Source organism: Phycisphaerales bacterium (assembly GCA_020852515.1).
Classification (GTDB): Bacteria; Planctomycetota; Phycisphaerae; order Phycisphaerales; family UBA5793; genus UBA5793.
The window spans coordinates 59641-75647 of the sequence record JADZAS010000015.1; the positions used below are offsets into that span (position 1 = coordinate 59641).

Here is a 16007-nt window from a genome sequence, read left to right on the forward strand (position 1 = left end):
TTCAGCCTTCGACGTCGGCGGAAGCGGTATCGGTCTGATCGCCGGCCGGCTCGATGCCCGTGCGAAGCAGGGTCCACTCGACGAGCCGGTTGCGCGGGCTGGGATCGTTGACGCCCAGCAGCGGCAGCGGAAGCGGAATGTTGAGCGCTGCGGCGAGGGATGCAAGCGAGGCGTCGCTGATGTTGGTCACGGTGGCGAGCAGGACGGTGTTGAGCGTGCCGTCGTCGTTGTAGAGCGGGCCCTCGGTGTTCGTGTAGCCGCCGCGGTTGTCGAGTCGCGGGTCGTAGTGAAGCACGCTTGACGAGAGGACGCGCGCCTGCTTGGCGAGGAGGGCGCCCATGAGGCACGAACCAGTGGCGATGCTGACATCTGCATTGGGTGCATAGATGCGGGCGACGGCGATCGAGCCGTTCTGAAAGCGCCAGGTCTGGTGGTTGGTGAGACTGCCCTGGTAGATCTGGCATTCGGCCGGGTTCTTGTAGGCTTCCAGGCCCCGCTCAATGTCGCTGACGGTTGCAGCCTGTGCGAGTGAGAGGCCGATGGCGGCATCGTCCACGGTAAGGCTGCCGCTGACCCAGATGCGGCAGCGCACGCCGGGACTGACGTTGATAGTCGAGCCGTTGCGGATGGTGAGGTTGCCGTCAATGACGAAGTCGTGGTCGGTTTCGACGAGCATGCGGCCGCCGTTTTCGATCGTCACGTTGCCCGTGACGCGCCGGGTCACGAGCGAGCCGGAGTTGACGCGGACAACGCCGGAGTCGGCGATGCGCACGGAGGAGAGGATCCACGAGTCATTGGAGAGAACAGTGTTGCTCGTGATGTTGACGTTTGGCGTGGGCGAAGGAGAGCACATGGACGTGTTGGCCGGCGGCGGGTTGAGCAGCGGAAGCGTCAGGTTGGCCGCGAGCGAGCGGATGCGCAGGTCGCTGCCGTCGCTGGACGCGTCGCTGACGACTGAAGCGCCGCCATCGCTGTCTACATGGACGCAGCCGTCCAGGACGTGCGCGGAGCCGGAGACCAGTACTTCCCCGCCGGCGATGTTGTTGGTTCCGAGCCAGAGGGGCGCGCCCCACCGCGCGTCCGGCGATGCGGCCCAGCGCGTGACCACGGAGTCGGTGACTTGGACGGTGCTGCCGCCGAAGAGCGCAAAGTCGGCAAACGTAGGCATCGGCGCGGCGTCGTCGAGTTCGACGTGGGCGCGGGCCTCGGCGATCTGCGTCATGCCGTTGCACGAGCCGGTCGCGGTGATGTGGAAGTACTGCGTACCCGGAGCAACGGGCGTGCCGTCGAGCGCGGTGACTTTGACCGTAACCGTAGCGTTGCCGACGGGCTCGCTGTCGATGAGCACGCCGTTCACCATCGTGTCACGGAAGTCGGCGTCCTCGCACTCGAAGATAGCCCGCGCCATCTGGAGGCCGGCGGACGCGGCCATGCGCGCCGTCGAACCGCTGGCCACATTGCTGCTCAACTGCGGGGCGTTCTCGCGGCTGGCGATGTAAGCGGCGGCCATGATCGACGCGGCGGCGAGGCAGAAAACCACGAGCATCATGGCAATGCCGCGGCGCCGGCGCGCAGGTGCAAGTGAACAATGCGCACGATGAAGTTCGGTTGAGGCGCGTTTCATGATGTCGGCTCCTCCCACTGCTGGACGCTTGCCGCCGTGACGACGGCAGCGCCGCCGATGGCGTCTTCGAACGTGATGGTGAAAGTGACCAGGCGCTTGGCCTGCTCGGTGCTGGTGAGATGGTGGACGTCGAAGGTCCCGACGCCGTCGCACAGGCGCACGGTGTTTGTATAGGTCAAGAGTTCGTAGGATTGCAGCGTCGCCCACCAGTCGGTGGTGGCGACGGGCAGCACCACGTCGAGCAGGTCGCGCTCGACGGGCGAGAGCGAGTCGGGGAACGAAACGTAGTGCAGCCGAATCGTGCCCGTGTCGGGATCATGGTCGATCCAGCGGACTTCGGTGGCGTGGACGGTCTGGCTCTCGCGCGTGTCGTCGAGCCAGATGACCAGGCGGCTCGTGTCGGACGAAAGAACGCAGCGCGCCGGCGAAACGTAACTGGCCAGGCGCACCATGGCGGCCTGCGAGCGGACGGTGGTCTGGCGCGTGTGCTGGTCAAGTTCGGTGGCGCGGGCGACGGCGGTGACCATCCCTCCCATCGCCACGGAGATGAGCGCGGTGACCATGAGCGCCAGGAGAAACTCCAGCAGCGTCATGGCCCGGCGCGCATGGCGGCGGATCGGGATGTGCCGCAGCGGCTTCATCAGGATGCGGGCTCCACGATGAACACGACCAGGGTGACAAGCGTGCGGTCGTTGAGGTCGTAGGTCTCGACGGCGACTTCCTTGCCGCGCACCTTGACGCCCCACTCGGGCATGTCCTTGAGCAGTTCGAGCACGGCGACGCGCCGGCCCACTCGGTAGAACGATTCGGGATAGTTGACGCCGGCGAACGTCTGCATGGTGCCGGGCGTTTCGTCGCGGCCGTCGTAGGTGTCGAGCGCGTTGTAGTCGAGGGCCATGACTTCGGCCAGGAGCGCCTCGGCGGCAAGCGCGCCCTGCATCTGATCGACCGCCTCCGTCGCGTGCTGCCGCCCGCCGCCCAGCGCCATGGAGAGGGCGGTGACGGTGAGCGACATGATCACCAGCGCGATCATCGCCTCGAGCAGTGTGAACGCAGGTCGAGGCCGGCCGGGATGAGCGAGGGAGGCGTCGAGCATCAGCCCCCTCCCGCCGCGATAACGTCTTCGACGGGCGTGGCGCGATCGCGCTCGACCTTGACGCCGTAGCGTTTCATCCAGCGCGCCGTCACGCGCGCCTTGTCGCGCGGCGTGGCGGCGAAGGGATCGATGGGAATCGGCAGCGGCGGCGGGGCGGCCAGCAGCGCCAGGATTGATCCGAGCGTGCTGTCGTTGAGGTCGGTGAGCAGCAGTCGGATGTCGTCGCGCAGGTCCATGTCGGCGGCATAGAGCGCGCTCTTGGGATTCGTGTAGCCCGTGCCTTGGTCGAGGCAGTGGTCGTAGTAGACGACGCTCCCATTGGCGAGAATGATGCTGCGGCCCACGACGTTTCCGAAGATCGCCGTGCGGTTATCAATGGAAATGTCAGCCTTGGCGGCGCCGTACACGCGGGCGCAGATGTAGGAGCCCTGGTTGAGAATCCACGATTTGCTCGTGTTGTCGCTCCAGACCCACGTGGCGGCGGTGTCGAGATCGAGCAGGTTGATATCCACCGAGTTGATCGACGTGATGCGGTAGATCGTGCACAGGCGCGGGTCGAAGTACTCATCCATGCCCTTGCGCGCATCGCGCGAGAAGTCCCGCCAGCGCACGGGCAGGCCGATGACCGAGTCGTTGATGGACATCGTCCCGCCGGCGAAGATGCGCAGACTCACGCCCGGACCGATTTCGATCGCGGCTCGATTGAACATGTTGAAGGCGCCGGTGACGACGATGTCGAGCTGGCCGTTCTCGACCTGCAGCACGGCTTCGTTCTGGATCGTGAGCGGGCCGGAGATGGCCATGGTGCGCTTCACGCCGCCCAGATCGAGTTTGAGCGTGGCCCGGTTATCGATGGTGATGCTGTTGTAGCGGCGATCGCCGGGCGACACGACCGTGGTGTCGGTGGTGATGGTGGGAGTCCGGGCGCTGGCCCAGAGCAGGCCGCTGAAATCAGGCGTCGGACAGGCCGGCAGCAGCACCGTCTCGTTGTTCGAGAAGTTCACGCGGCGGATCGGGACGGTGACCTGGGCGGAGTCGCTGATGGTGCCCACGGCCGCGGTCGCCATGACGTAGCCCAACGCGTCGGGCGCGTTGGTCTTGGCGGCAATAATGAGCGAGCCGCGCGTCGTGGCGTTGGTGCCCACCTTGACCGGCAGGCCGATTTCGGACATCGGCGCGGCGGGCCAGCGCGCGATCCAGCCATTCATGACGTTGATGGACGAGGCGCCGAACGCGGCGAACTCGCTCAGGTCGACGCTGACGGTCTCTTCTTCGATCTTCTCGGGAAGCGGCGTACGGACCTGCATCCCTACGAGTTGGCGCATGTCGCCCACGCTGCCGCTCGTGACGACGACGGGGTATTCGCAGGTTGAACCGGGATTGGCGCCGGAGATGTCCTTGACCCGGATATCCACCTTGCCGTTGCCGATGGGAAGGCCGCTCACGAGAACGCCGTCGCTCTGAGCGCTGCGCCAGTCGAAGGTCTCGCATTCCATAATGGCCGTGGCGAGATCAGCGCCCGAGTCGGCGATGTAGCGCGACTGAATGCCGTCGTTCACGTTCGACACGATCTGCGGCGCGTTCAGCTGGCTGGCGACGTACGCCGAGCCGATGACGGCCGCGGCGGCGACGGCGACGATGACGAGCACGATGGCCACACCGCGATGCCTGAGGGGATGAGCGGGTGAGGAGGTGAGGGGGTGACGGGGCACGGACGCGTTTTGGTTCATGCCTTGTTCCCCTGATGCCTCAATGCCTTGATGCCTGCTCATGAGGAGGGCTCCTGAAGTTGTCGAATGCTCGCGGCGGTGATGATCGATTCGCCGCCCACCTCGGCCGTGAACTGCACCTGCGCGGTGATCATGCGCTTGGCCTGAGTCGATGCGGTGCTGTGAGAAATGGTCAGAGCGGCCACTTCATCGCACAGGCGAATCTGCGCGGTGTAGCCGGAGGCCTGCATGGTGGCGAGCGCGGCCCACCAGTCCGCGCCGGCGACGGGCACTTCGACATCCAGCGTGTCGCGCTCGATCTGCGTCATGCTGTCGGGAAAGCTCACGTAGTGAATCACGACCGTGTCGGTCGCGGCGTCGCGCTCGATCCAGCGAATCTCGGTGAGGTGCACGGTGCCGCTCACGCGCGAGTCCTCGAGCCAGATCACGATGGACTCGGATCGCGAGGCCGTATCGAGAATGCACAGCGCTGGTCGAATGTAACTGCCCAGCCGCACGTCCAGCGCCTGGCCGCGCACGATCGACTCGCGGCTGTAGCGGTCGGCCTCGACGGAGCGGGCCACGGCGGTGATCATGCCGCCCATGGTCACGGCGATCAGCGCCGTGATCAGGATCGAGATCATGAATTCGAGCAGCGTGAGCCCGCGCCGAACAGCCCCCAGAGAATGACGGAAGCGGCTGGTCATGGCGCCGGCTCCGGAACGAAGCGCGACAGCGTGACGATCACGCGGCCGTCCAGGTCATACGCCTCGACGGCGATGTCCATGCCTTTGATCTTCGCGCCCAGGGCGCCGATGCTGAGCAGCTGCTCCACGACTGCGGCGCGGCGGCCGATGCGATAGAACGATTCCGGATAAGGATCGTCGTCAAACGTGACCATCGAGCCCGGCGACTCGTCGTGGCCGTCGTAGGCAATGAGGCTGGCGTAGTCGGCGGCGAGGATCTCATCCATGAGCGCCTCGGCGGCCAGGCCGGCCTGCAGCTGATCGCGGGCCTCGAGCGCGTGCTGGCGCCCGCCGCCCAGCGCCATCGCCACGGCGGTGACGGTCAGCGACATGATCACCGACGCCACCAGCGCTTCGAGCAGCGTAAAGCCGCGTGCAAAGCCGCATCGGGCCGGACAGGTGGCGATCGGGCTGTTATGGGCCGCAAGGGTCATGGAAGTCTCCTGATGAACTATCGAATGTTCCCTCCCCCGGCGGGAGCGGCAGACGGCGATACCGCCCGATGCCGCGGCCAATCGAGCGAACGAGCGGCATGGATACCGCAGTTTCGCGTCAGCAGGGTCCGGGAATCGACTTCCCAGCGGGAGCGGCCGAGAAGAATCGGCCTGCGCTTGGCGTTGGCGCGGGCGGTTCGCTATCGTCTGGGCAATCCGCCATGCCCTTGCTGCTTTTCTGGTACATCCTGCGCGACCTGCTGAAGGTGCTGGCCATCTCCACGGCGGTGCTCGTGACCATCATCTCGTTCGGGGCGGCGATCAAGCCGCTCAGCGACGGGACGCTGGGCCCGGTCGCGCTGCTCAAGTACATCCTGCTGGCCATGCCGCCCATGCTGCAGTTCGCCCTGCCTTTTTCCGCGGCGTTCAGCGCCACCATGGTCTACCACCGCATGACCTCCGATAACGAGATCTCCGCCTGCGCAGCCAGCGGCGTGTCGTATCCTCAACTGCTTCTGCCCGCGGCGACGCTGGGCGTGGTTCTCACCATCGCCTTGTCTCTCATCAGCAACTACGTCAGCCCGGCGTTCTGGGAAGCCATGGCTCGCACGAGCACGCGCAGCGTCGCCGAAGTCGTAGTCGGCCGCATCTCGCGCGGCGAGCCGGTGCAGACGGACACGCTCACGCTCTACGCGAGGCAGGCGCTGCGCATACCCGTTCCCGAAGGCGTGGACGCCGACGCGGCGATCGGGCTCGACCGCGTGCTGGCGGTGAACATGCGGCGGGGTGAGGTCATTTCAACCCAGACCGCCCGGCAGTGCATCATCTACCTCAAGCACACCGGCAGCATGACGGTCATCACGCCCATCATGGACCAGGGCCGCATGTTCCAGATCAAGGATGAAGGCGCGCAGGTGCGGGTAAGCGCCTCGGCGGCGCTGCTGCCCGAACTGGTGGTGGAAGACGAGATCGAGCGCTCGCCGCGCTTCATGGATGTCGGCCGGCTCAAGGCCGTGCACCGCGCGCCGGAAACCTACTCGCGCGTCGCGCAGAAGATCGATGAACTCCGGCGGTGGATGACCCAGCGCGAACTCTTCCACCTCATCGACCAACGCCTGCGCGAGACGGGGACGATGCGATTCTCGACCACGCGCCTCGGCCAGGACAACCAGCCGGTGGCGGCGCAGGTCGAACTCGCCGCCGGCGGACTGGTGGCGGGGGACGAGTCGTGGACCGTCCTGCCCCCGGCGGGCGGCGGGCTGGTGCGACTCACCATCACCGAAGGCATCAAGCGCACCGTCGCGCTTGAAAGCAGGCAGGTGAGGCTGCGGCCGCGCATCCGCCTGCTGCCCGAAGAGCCGACGCTGGACGCCGAGTTCAGTCAGGTCACGCAGATCGCGCTGGACACCTCGCCCAACCGTTCAAGGCAGTTTGAGCAGCAGACGGTGCCCTACCTGCGCGTCGAAGCCCCGATCGTGCGCGAACTCCAGAATCAGCCGGCTCGCGAACTCGTCAAAGCCGCGCAGAAATACGGCGACGACGCGACGCTGCGGCGTCTGGACACGGCCATCAGAACCGAAGTCAGCCGGCTGCTTCGCAGCATCGTCGCACGGATCCACGAACGGGCCGCGATGAGTGTGAGTTGCCTGGTCATGATGCTGCTCGGCTCGGTCCTGGCCATCTCGATGCGCAACGCCCTGCCCCTCACCGTCTACTTCTGGTCGTTCATCCCCGCGATTCTCGGCCTCGTCGTGATCAGTTCGGGCGCCGACGTCGTCAACGACGTGAGCCAGTTCAAGCACGCGGACGTGGTCGGCCTCGTCGTCATGTGGTCGGGCAACCTGCTCATGGCAGCCATGTCGCTGGCGTTTCTGCGGAGGGTGATGCGCAACTGAGCGCATAGTGCGATGACGTTCCTCGATCGTTACATCCTCCGCCAGTTCCTGCTGAACTTCGTGCTGCTGTTCCTGCTGCTGTTCGTGTTCACCTGCATGGTCGATCTCTTTCTGAACATCGACCGGTTCGTCGAAGCCGTGGATGCGACGGTGCCCGCCGAGGGCATGAGCGGGCTGGCGCGGGCGTCGGCGACGGCGTGGATGGTGATCGACTTCTACGCCCCGCGCGTGTTCCAGTTCTACTCATTCCTGCTGGGCATCATCAGCATCGGCGCCATCGGCTTCACCCTCGTGCAACTGCACCGGCACCGGGAGATGACGGCGGTGCTCGCCGCGGGCGTGAGCCTGCACCGCGTGGCCATGCCGCTCATCATCGCCGTGATCGTGCTCAACGTGCTGCAACTGGTCAACCGCGAAGTCATGCTGCCGCGCCTGGCGCCGATGCTGCTGCGCCAACACGGCGAGATCGGCCGCTCGGAAGTCGAGGGCTTTCGCGTAAACATGGCCAGCGACGGCAAGGACCGCGTCATCTACGCCCGGCATTTCTCGCCCGCCGCCGGCAAACTCGAACAGCCGTTCATCTGGGAGTACGACGAGAACGACGAACTGGCGCGGCTGATCACCGCGAGCAGCGCGAAGTGGGACGGCGACGGCTGGGCGCTGACCGACGGCCGGGCCACGCCGCTGAGCCAGGCCGACACCATGACCGCCCCGGCGCCGCAGCCCGTGGCCCGGATCCAGTCGCACCTCGATCCCACCGCGCTTCTCATGCGCCGGCATCTTGAGTTTCGCCAGATGCTCAACCTGCGCCAACTGGGCGAACTCGTGCAGCGCGAGGGCACGCGCGGCGTCGATGAGCTGCAGCGCATGCGCTTCGGCCGCTTCTCGCAGGTGCTCATCAACATCCTCACGCTGCTCATCACCCTGCCGTTCTTCCTCCTTCGCGAGCCGCGCAACCTGCTCGTGCAGTCGGTGAATTGCTCGGCCGTCGGCCTGACGGCGCAGATCGGCGGCGCCGTGGGCGTCACAGTCGGCATTCCCTGGGTGCCGCCCGCCGCGTCGGTGTTCGCCATCCCCCTGCTGATCCTGCTGCCGCTCGCGGTGTGGCGCCTGATGCGAGTCGAGACATGAGCGCCGGCGAAGATCAGAGCGGGCAACCCCGCGACGCCTACCTCGAACCATATCGACAGGCCGTCGAGCACTTCGGCGCGACCTTCGACGCCACGCTTTGGCACAATCGAGATTACCAGATGGTCCGCTTCGATGTGCTCCGGCAGATGGTGGACCTGAACGACCTCGTGCTGCTCGACGCCGGCTGCGGCCTGGGCGATCTGTGCGAGTTCCTGGCCGAGCGCAACGTGCGGCTGCGGCGCTACGTCGGCGTGGATGGCGTGGCGGAGATCATCGCCGGCGCCGCCGCACGCCAGTTGCCGCGCGCCGAGTTCCACTGCCGCGACTTCGTGGCCGACCCGGCCGTGCTGGCGATCGGCCAGCCGGATGTGATCTACTTCTCCGGCTCGCTCAACACCGTGCCCGAGCAGCAGGCCCGCGCGGTGCTCGAGCGGGCGTGGACGACGGCGCGGCGGGGCGTGGTGTTCAACTTTCTATCCAATCGCGCTTCGCCCGCCGCCCTGAGCCGCGACACCGGCCCGGCCCGCCGCTTTGACACCCTCGACTGGATCGACTGGGCGCTGCGGGCCACTCCGGTGATGCTCTTCCGCCAGGACTACCTCGGCGGCCACGACGCAACGATCGCGATGATGCGGTCCGCAGCGGATTGACGCACAGTGTTGCGGCTTCGACGGCGAATTGATGCACGGTACAATTCGCACCTTTTCGCGAGGCCGCCATGGCAGTCATCGTCCAAACCGCGCTCATGCTCGTCGTGTCAAACCTCTTCATGACCTTCGCGTGGTACGCGCACCTCAAGGACCTCAACCACAAGCCGTGGTTCATCGCGGCCCTGGTGAGCTGGGGCATCGCCTTCTTCGAGTACCTCGTTCAGGTGCCCGCCAACCGCATCGGCTACACGGAACTCCGCCTCGATCAGTTGAAGATCATGCAGGAGGTGATCACGCTGATCGTGTTCATCCCCTTCGCGGTGCTGTACATGCGCCAGCCGATGAGGCTGGATTACCTCTGGGCGAGCCTGTGCATCTGCGGCGCCGTGTATTTCATGTTCCGCGGCCATGTCGCACCCGTGGCGCCGCCGGCGCCTTGAAAGTGCGCCTTGCACTCCAAACCGGCCAAGCGCTCACTACAATACGAAGTCGCCAACCCAGGGCGAATGGGCCACCGACGAACCGCCACACAGGAGGAAGAACATGCTCATCCAGGTGAACGCGGCCGAGTTTCACAGCACGCCGGCGATCATCGCGCACGTCGAAAACGAAGTGGAGAAGGCCCTCAAGATCTACCGCGATCGCATCACCCGCGTCGAGGTGCACCTGCATGACGACAACGGACCCAAGGCCGGGCCGGACAAGCGCTGCGTCATGGAGGCCCGGCCGGCTTCGCACAAACCGCTCGCCGTCGAGAATACCTCCACGGACATGTACGAGGCCATCATCGGCGCGGCAGGCAAACTCGAGCGGGCCGTGCGCAAACTCGTGGAGAAAGAGCGCGAATACGGCGGCGGCAAGTAACATCTGCAGCGCTGCTGCATTGACAGATCGATCAACCATCATCGCTTCGCACGCCGGAGGCCGCATGGCACTGCAACTCGGAGACATCGCGCCCGACTTCACCGCCCAGACCACGCAGGGCACGATCCAGTTCCATCGCTGGCTCGGCGACGGCTGGGGGATTCTCTTTTCGCACCCGGCCGACTACACCCCCGTGTGCACGACCGAGCTCGGCGCCTGCGCGCGGCTCATGAGCGAATTCGATAAGCGCCACGTAAAGGTCGCGGCGCTCAGCGTCGATCCGCTCGAGTCGCACCATGGCTGGATCGGCGACATCAACGAAACGCAGAACGCCGATGTGAACTTCCCCATCATCGCCGACGCCGACCGCAAGGTCGCCAACCTCTACGGCATGATCCACCCCAACGCATCAGAGACGGCGACGGTGCGCAGCGTCTTTGTCATCGGGCCGGATAAGAAGATCAAACTCACGCTCACCTACCCCGCCTCGACGGGACGTAACTTCGACGAGCTGCTGCGCGTCATCGACTCGCTTCAACTCACGGCGAACTACCAGGTGGCGACGCCGGCGAACTGGAAGCACGGGCAGGACTGCATCGTGGTCCCGGCCGTGCCGACGGCGGACATCCCGGCCAAGTTCCCCAAGGGCTACCGCGAGGTGAAGCCGTACCTAAGGTACACGCCGCAGCCGAATCTGTGAACATCATGTCCGCGCGATCGCGACGGTCTTTCATGCCGGGCGCAAACCCCGCTGCAATCCCTCCAGGCGTTCGGCCTGCTGGCGGCGGACCTGGTCGAGCACGAGGCGCGGGATCTTCCAGCTCGCCTCTTCTTCGGGCGTGTTGCTGCAGTGCTCCTGGATCACGCGGTACATCATCTTGAATGCATCGCGCGGCTGGCGCATCTGATCGAGCGCATCGACGATGTCCTGGCGCTTCACCGTCTCGTCGAAGAGCGTTGTCAAGCCGATCGGCTCGGCCCCCTCGTCCATGCACGCGTGCAGGCGCGCCGTGCACAGGTCGTAGAGCATGGCGCCCGACCACGTGAGGCGGTCGATGAGGTTCTGTTTGTCCAGCCGCGCTTCCTGAAAGAAGTTGCTGCTCTGGCGGTGCAGTTCGTGGCGCAGTTCGATGGGCAGCATCATCTTGAAGGCGATGCCGCTCTGCTGGAGGAACTTGTTGTTGAACAGCGGCCAGACCACGGCCTTCATGCGCTGCACGTCGCCGCTCACCAGCGTCGGTTCATCCACGCGGTCGATGAGCACGATGAGCCGCTCAAAGCCAAAGGGCTGCACGGCGCGGCGGAGACGGTCGAGCATGGCGTAGCGCGGATCGTCCAAGTCATCCACCGGCCAGCCGCCCGCGCGGCGCAGGTCCGCAGGCAGCTGCTCGAGCGAAGCGCGGAACGAGTCGGCCGATCGATCGAGCACGCGCAACTGGCCGGAGAGTTGCCGCGAGAGGCGCGACAGGCGCAGCCGGTCGTAGAGCACCTTGGCGCTGACGCCCAGCGTGAGCAGCGCCAGCAACCCCAGCCCGATGTGCATGAGCCAGTCAGTCTGCTCCTGATAGTGCTGCCAGGCATAAGCAATGCCGGCCAGGACAAGAAGGATCCAGAGGATGTTGCGCACCCAGCGCATGACGTTGATCCACGAGCCGCGCCGATCGCGCATCGCCCGGCGCAGCAGCCGGCCTCGGTTGACGGCCTGGTCGGGCCGGTCGTAGAGCGACTGGAGAATGACCCAGTCATTCTGCGTGTCGCGATCGAGGCGGCGGATTGTCTGCCGCGCATCGGCGCCCAGTTCGACGTGACCTTCGCCCTTGCGGCCGACGACGGCATCGACGAGATCGGCCACCGCGACGCTGAGCAGGCCGTCGATGTGATCGACCAGCCGCAACTGCTGGAGCGATTCGAGCGGCGTCTTGCCCCTGACGCGCCGCGCGAAGCGATCAAGCACCGGGTTCCATTCGTCGTAGGCGATGACGAGCGTGCGCCCCTTGCCGCCGGGCTGGGCGGCGTCGTACTCGTTGATGCGCTCTTCGAGCAGGAGTCGAATGGCGGTCTTGCCGCTGCCCTTTTCGCCGAAGACGACCGACGACGCGGGGCGATTGAGATCGCCAAGCACCTTGTAGAAATCAGGATGGGGCGACTGGCCGTGCAGGCGCGCCAGCACCTCATCCTGCCGCGCCTCTTCCGCCATGAACGGATTCTCGCGGATCGACCAGTGCTTGAGAAAGGTGGAAACGTTCATAGGCCCGATATTCGGCTTGAAGCGCGCCTCCCGTGCAGATTCGCCCAGGCAGGCGGCTCAATGAAGCATATGCGCTGCAACCGCGGTTGAACCGCCGTGCGGCTGCGGGACGAATCGGCCGCGCTGATCCGCTCCGCGCGTTATTGCCCGCGAGCCGGTCGGTCTGTAGCACCTGTACCGCGCGCCATCGAGACAGCCCGCGCACTTTGCTGCACCCGGTTCGACATCACCGCCACCGTATGGCACGCTTGAGGCGGGATTGCACGCGGTGCAATCGGGTGGATGGGACCTGGGAGTGGTGGATCGTGACCGGTGCTGAATTGACCAGAGCCGTCCAGTCCTTGCCGCTGGCGATGCGCACACGCCGCAACCTCGGCGCTTCGCTGCCGTTCGGCTACTGGAAGCGCCGCCGCATGGCCGTCGCGCTGCTCATGCTCACGCACATTCCCGTGATTGCCTGGGCGGCGACGCGCGCGCCCGTCGTCTCGGTCGCGCTCAGCGCCGGCTTCTTTGCGTGGATGTGGACGCTGGCGCGCACCCGCGCACTGCGCGGCTGGTCGGTGCGCCTGCCCGCCGAGGTCATCGCCGATCTGCTGCGCGTGCTGCTGCTCGTGGGCGCCCCGGCCGCGGCTCTGGCGTGGCTCGCGGGCGAGCCCATCTGGCTGCCCGTGCTTCTGCAGGGCTTCACGTTTGCCGCGCTCGCCGGACAGGCGTTGTTCTTTCGCGGCAAGCCGGCGTCGTGGGTGCGCATCCTCGGCAGCCCGTCGAACCTCGGCGCCGCCGTGGGCACGTTCGATCAATGCCTCGATCTGCTCGGCCACGCCGGCTGCCGCTTCGCGCCCTTTCGCGCCGACCGGCCCGAGATCGACGCCTGGGAGCGGCGCATCCGCGCATGGGTCGAGCGCGGCGAGACCGTGCTCGTCCTCGAAGCGCAACTGCGCGACCTCGCGCTGCGCCTGCGCTCGTGCGGCGACGTGATCATCGGCGACGACTGCCTGCTGTTCGCCTCAATGGCCCGGCCCGCCGGTCCGGCGATGAACATGATCCTCGACTGGCTCAACCGCGCCATCGCCTTCGCCGCCACGCTGACTCTCTGGCCGCTGGCGCTGCTCATGGCGGCGCTGATCAAACTCGACGACGGCGGACCGGTCTTCTTCGCACAGGAGCGCGTCGGCCTCAACGGCGCGATCTTCACCGTCTACAAGTTCCGCACCATGCGCACCGACGCCGACAAGTATGGCCAGAGCCCGCGCGGCGACTTTGACCCGCGCGTCACGCGCGTCGGCCGGTGGATGCGCCGCCTCTCGCTCGATGAGTTCCCGCAACTGGTCAACGTGCTGCTGGGGCAGATGCGCCTCGTCGGCCCGCGCCCCGAGATGCCCTTCATCGTCGAAAAGTACGACCAGCGCCAGCGGCAGCGGCTGCTCGTCAAGCCGGGCGTCACAGGCCTGTGGCAGGTCTCGCCGCATCGCAACGACCCGATCCACGAACACATCGAATACGACCTCGCCTACATCGCCCACCGCGGCCCGATCATCGACCTCGCCCTGATCATCGCGACACTGGGTCTGGCGAATCGCAGCGGAGCGTGAAGAGTGCTACGGATCGCGCGATGAGATCACCTCGTTGAGAAGCCGCTCGACGGCGTCATAGGGAGTTGGGTCGAAGAACGGAGACCGCTTCTGTTCAAGCGAGCGCGCCATCCTGACAAAGTCGAGTGAAGACCGCTGAAGATGATCCTGCATCAGCGGATCGGCCCCGAAGGCGAGCAGGCGGCCGACCGCCCGCTCGCTGACGCTGAGAGATTCCACCATTAGAATGGTCGCTCCGCTCTCGGTTTGGTGGTCGAGGTTGAGACCCGCGCTCAGGAGCAGTTTGACGAGATCGTCAGTCGCTGCATCCCAATCGACAGCAAACAGCAGACTTCGCCCCTGCTCGTCCGTGACCAGCGGATCGGCGCCGGATCGCAGCAGCAGACGGACGACCGGATCATTGGAACAGCTGACTGCCGCCCAGAGCGGGGTGGGCCCATGCACGCTCTCCAACGCGCAGTTCGCATCGGCGCCGTATTCGAGCAGAAGTTGCACGATGTCCGCGCCGGTTCGAGCAGCAGCGTCCCAGAGTGCCGACTGGTCCATGGATTCGAGACGGGTTCCGTTTTCGAGCAGCAACTGCGCCGCTTCACGCTGGTGGCAACTGACGGCCATGAGCAACGCGGGTTGCAGGAGAGACTGCGCGTCTTCCAAACCAGAATTCGCTATGCGGGAAAGAAGATACTGGAGATTATCCAACCTCCCGCTGGCAGCGGCGCTCTGGAGGGCTCTTGCGAACGCCACGCTGCTGGTTGGATCCTGGTCCATCTCAACCAGGAACGCGAGTATTTCCGTCGAGCCGTAGTCTGCGGCGTCGAGAATCGCCTTGTTGCGATTGAGAATCGCTGCGCGCTGAAGCATGAACTGCACCGTTTCGAGTGAGCCGTGACGAACTGCGACGTCGAGAGCGGAGTTGTTGCCATCCCCCGCATTGATATTCGCGCCTGCTGCGAGCAGTACCTCCATGACCTCGCGTTCATCGTGTGCTGCCGCCCACATGAGCGGCGTCGAGTCTTCAGGCCATGGAACCTGAACGATTGAGTCGGGCGTCCGACAGTCGGGCGAAATGCCCGCCGCAAGCAGCTGTTGCACACATTGGACATCGCCCCTTCCCGCTGCGACGAAGATGGGATCCAGCCGCACCGCGCGGATGGAGGTGAGGATCGCCAGTGCCACCAGCACAAGACACGAGATGGCAATGAGCCCTATTACGGCTCTCAGGTGCGTGCGCGAGGGCCACGGCCAGCGCTCCCGCTGATCCCACCCGCATTCCGGACAACGATCTGAGACCGCCCCGCGCATCAGATAGCTGCATGAGATGCACGCCTCTCCTCGTCGCCGCAGGCCGCGCCGGATGACCATCGGAAGCGAAAGCACGATCATCAGCCCCAGCCACACGCCTGCATGCACCAGCGAATCGATGAGCAAACCGACAGGCACCAGCCGCAACGGCATGGCCGAGCGCGTGAGAAGCGTTGCGTGCTCCCGGGTGGGTTGCCAAACCACTCCGGCGGCGCCGGGCGGCGGGTCATGGATCCACGGCAGCCGCACAGGCTCCACAATGATGCCCGCGTCAATGGCATCATCGGCCGAGACAAACGGATTGGCAGGATCCGGCCAGGAGACACGCAGCGCCGGCGCCGGCCATCCATGCCCAAAATCGCACGACCGGTCAATGCTCGGACTGATCACCGGGCACCACCACGGCGTCTCTTCCACCACCGACGAGAGAATCTCATTACGACCAGACGGCCGGCTGCGATGCAGCGCGACGGAGGCAAGCCCGCGGAACTCGGCGACGTTCCAGCGCTGCCATGAATACCGATGCGAACTCGACCACCCTAGTGGATTCCACCGAGCCAGACTCGGCTTGTCAAGAATGGCGTCCCCGGCAGCGACGCCGATGGATGAGAGTGCGCCCAGCACCAGGAGCAGGGCGGAAAGAAAAGCCAGGCGAGACGGAAGAAATCCGGGCATGCGTCTCCGTGGGTTCAGACGTTCGATCATACCGGCAGTTC

15 protein-coding genes are annotated in these 16007 nt (G+C 65.8%); 7 read left to right on the forward strand and 8 right to left on the reverse strand.

What is annotated here, in order from left to right:
- Position 1: 1 nt before the first annotated feature.
- From IT430_10105 to IT430_10130, 6 genes are all read right to left on the reverse strand, one after another.
- Positions 2–1624, reverse strand: a complete 1623-nt coding sequence (locus IT430_10105) for a hypothetical protein (GenBank protein MCC6908281.1) — start codon at positions 1622–1624, stop codon at positions 2–4.
- Positions 1621–2265 carry a type II secretion system protein gene (locus tag IT430_10110; protein ID MCC6908282.1) on the reverse strand — a complete coding sequence of 215 codons (645 nt, stop codon included), beginning with the start codon at positions 2263–2265 and terminating at the stop codon, positions 1621–1623. Before IT430_10110 ends, IT430_10105 begins: the two co-directional genes overlap by 4 nt.
- Complete coding sequence (locus tag IT430_10115; GenBank protein MCC6908283.1) at positions 2265–2720, reverse strand: prepilin-type N-terminal cleavage/methylation domain-containing protein; 456 nt, start codon at positions 2718–2720, stop codon at positions 2265–2267. Before IT430_10115 ends, IT430_10110 begins: the two co-directional genes overlap by 1 nt.
- On the reverse strand, positions 2720–4378 hold the full coding sequence (locus IT430_10120; protein ID MCC6908284.1) for a hypothetical protein: 1659 nt from the start codon (positions 4376–4378) through the stop codon (positions 2720–2722). Before IT430_10120 ends, IT430_10115 begins: the two co-directional genes overlap by 1 nt.
- A gap of 110 nt (positions 4379–4488) precedes the next feature.
- Positions 4489–5136, reverse strand: coding sequence for a hypothetical protein (locus IT430_10125; protein MCC6908285.1), 648 nt, complete (start codon positions 5134–5136; stop codon positions 4489–4491).
- The gene (locus IT430_10130) at positions 5133–5609 is read right to left on the reverse strand and encodes a hypothetical protein (protein ID MCC6908286.1); all 477 of its coding nucleotides are present in this window, start codon (positions 5607–5609) and stop codon (positions 5133–5135) included. Before IT430_10130 ends, IT430_10125 begins: the two co-directional genes overlap by 4 nt.
- A 221-nt stretch (positions 5610–5830) precedes the next feature.
- Between IT430_10130 and IT430_10135 the strand changes: the two genes are divergently transcribed.
- From IT430_10135 to IT430_10160, 6 genes are all read left to right on the forward strand, one after another.
- Positions 5831–7504 carry an LptF/LptG family permease gene (locus IT430_10135; GenBank protein MCC6908287.1) on the forward strand — a complete coding sequence of 558 codons (1674 nt, stop codon included), beginning with the start codon at positions 5831–5833 and terminating at the stop codon, positions 7502–7504.
- A gap of 12 nt (positions 7505–7516) precedes the next feature.
- A complete protein-coding gene (locus IT430_10140; GenBank protein ID MCC6908288.1) occupies positions 7517–8635 on the forward strand; it encodes an LptF/LptG family permease in 1119 nt (372 codons plus the stop codon).
- Positions 8632–9285 (forward strand): class I SAM-dependent methyltransferase, encoded by a 654-nt coding sequence (locus IT430_10145; protein MCC6908289.1) that lies wholly within the window; start codon positions 8632–8634, stop codon positions 9283–9285. Before IT430_10140 ends, IT430_10145 begins: the two co-directional genes overlap by 4 nt.
- 68 nt (positions 9286–9353) lie before the next feature.
- Positions 9354–9725 carry a DMT family protein gene (locus IT430_10150; protein ID MCC6908290.1) on the forward strand — a complete coding sequence of 124 codons (372 nt, stop codon included), beginning with the start codon at positions 9354–9356 and terminating at the stop codon, positions 9723–9725.
- Positions 9726–9828: 103 nt separating this feature from the next.
- Entirely contained in the window at positions 9829–10149 is a 321-nt protein-coding gene (raiA, locus tag IT430_10155; protein MCC6908291.1) for a ribosome-associated translation inhibitor RaiA, read from the forward strand.
- A gap of 64 nt (positions 10150–10213) precedes the next feature.
- Positions 10214–10849: a peroxiredoxin gene (locus tag IT430_10160; GenBank protein ID MCC6908292.1), complete on the forward strand. Its 636-nt coding sequence runs from the start codon at positions 10214–10216 to the stop codon at positions 10847–10849.
- A gap of 30 nt (positions 10850–10879) precedes the next feature.
- Here IT430_10160 and IT430_10165 read toward each other — a convergent pair whose 3' ends face one another.
- Entirely contained in the window at positions 10880–12397 is a 1518-nt protein-coding gene (locus IT430_10165) for a hypothetical protein (protein ID MCC6908293.1), read from the reverse strand.
- 305 nt (positions 12398–12702) lie between these two features.
- Between IT430_10165 and IT430_10170 the strand changes: the two genes are divergently transcribed.
- Positions 12703–13989, forward strand: coding sequence for a sugar transferase (locus IT430_10170; GenBank protein ID MCC6908294.1), 1287 nt, complete (start codon positions 12703–12705; stop codon positions 13987–13989).
- Positions 13990–13995: 6 nt separating this feature from the next.
- Here IT430_10170 and IT430_10175 read toward each other — a convergent pair whose 3' ends face one another.
- A complete protein-coding gene (locus IT430_10175) occupies positions 13996–15966 on the reverse strand; it encodes an ankyrin repeat domain-containing protein (protein MCC6908295.1) in 1971 nt (656 codons plus the stop codon).
- Positions 15967–16007 lie beyond the last annotated feature (41 nt).

What these genes read in the sequence shown, in the direction of transcription:
- IT430_10125 (MCC6908285.1), bottom strand. Translation starts at nt 5,136, where the DNA reads ATGACCAGCCGCTTCCGTCATTCTCTGGGGGCTGTTCGGCGCGGGCTC.
- IT430_10150 (MCC6908290.1), top strand. Translation starts at nt 9,354, where the DNA reads ATGGCAGTCATCGTCCAAACCGCGCTCATGCTCGTCGTGTCAAACCTC.
- raiA (MCC6908291.1), top strand. Translation starts at nt 9,829, where the DNA reads ATGCTCATCCAGGTGAACGCGGCCGAGTTTCACAGCACGCCGGCGATC.
- IT430_10145 (MCC6908289.1), top strand. Translation starts at nt 8,632, where the DNA reads ATGAGCGCCGGCGAAGATCAGAGCGGGCAACCCCGCGACGCCTACCTC.
- IT430_10165 (MCC6908293.1), bottom strand. Translation starts at nt 12,397, where the DNA reads ATGAACGTTTCCACCTTTCTCAAGCACTGGTCGATCCGCGAGAATCCG.
- IT430_10160 (MCC6908292.1), top strand. Translation starts at nt 10,214, where the DNA reads ATGGCACTGCAACTCGGAGACATCGCGCCCGACTTCACCGCCCAGACC.
- IT430_10105 (MCC6908281.1), bottom strand. Translation starts at nt 1,624, where the DNA reads ATGAAACGCGCCTCAACCGAACTTCATCGTGCGCATTGTTCACTTGCA.
- IT430_10140 (MCC6908288.1), top strand. Translation starts at nt 7,517, where the DNA reads ATGACGTTCCTCGATCGTTACATCCTCCGCCAGTTCCTGCTGAACTTC.
- IT430_10135 (MCC6908287.1), top strand. Translation starts at nt 5,831, where the DNA reads ATGCCCTTGCTGCTTTTCTGGTACATCCTGCGCGACCTGCTGAAGGTG.
- IT430_10115 (MCC6908283.1), bottom strand. Translation starts at nt 2,720, where the DNA reads ATGCTCGACGCCTCCCTCGCTCATCCCGGCCGGCCTCGACCTGCGTTC.
- IT430_10110 (MCC6908282.1), bottom strand. Translation starts at nt 2,265, where the DNA reads ATGAAGCCGCTGCGGCACATCCCGATCCGCCGCCATGCGCGCCGGGCC.
- IT430_10130 (MCC6908286.1), bottom strand. Translation starts at nt 5,609, where the DNA reads ATGACCCTTGCGGCCCATAACAGCCCGATCGCCACCTGTCCGGCCCGA.
- IT430_10175 (MCC6908295.1), bottom strand. Translation starts at nt 15,966, where the DNA reads ATGCCCGGATTTCTTCCGTCTCGCCTGGCTTTTCTTTCCGCCCTGCTC.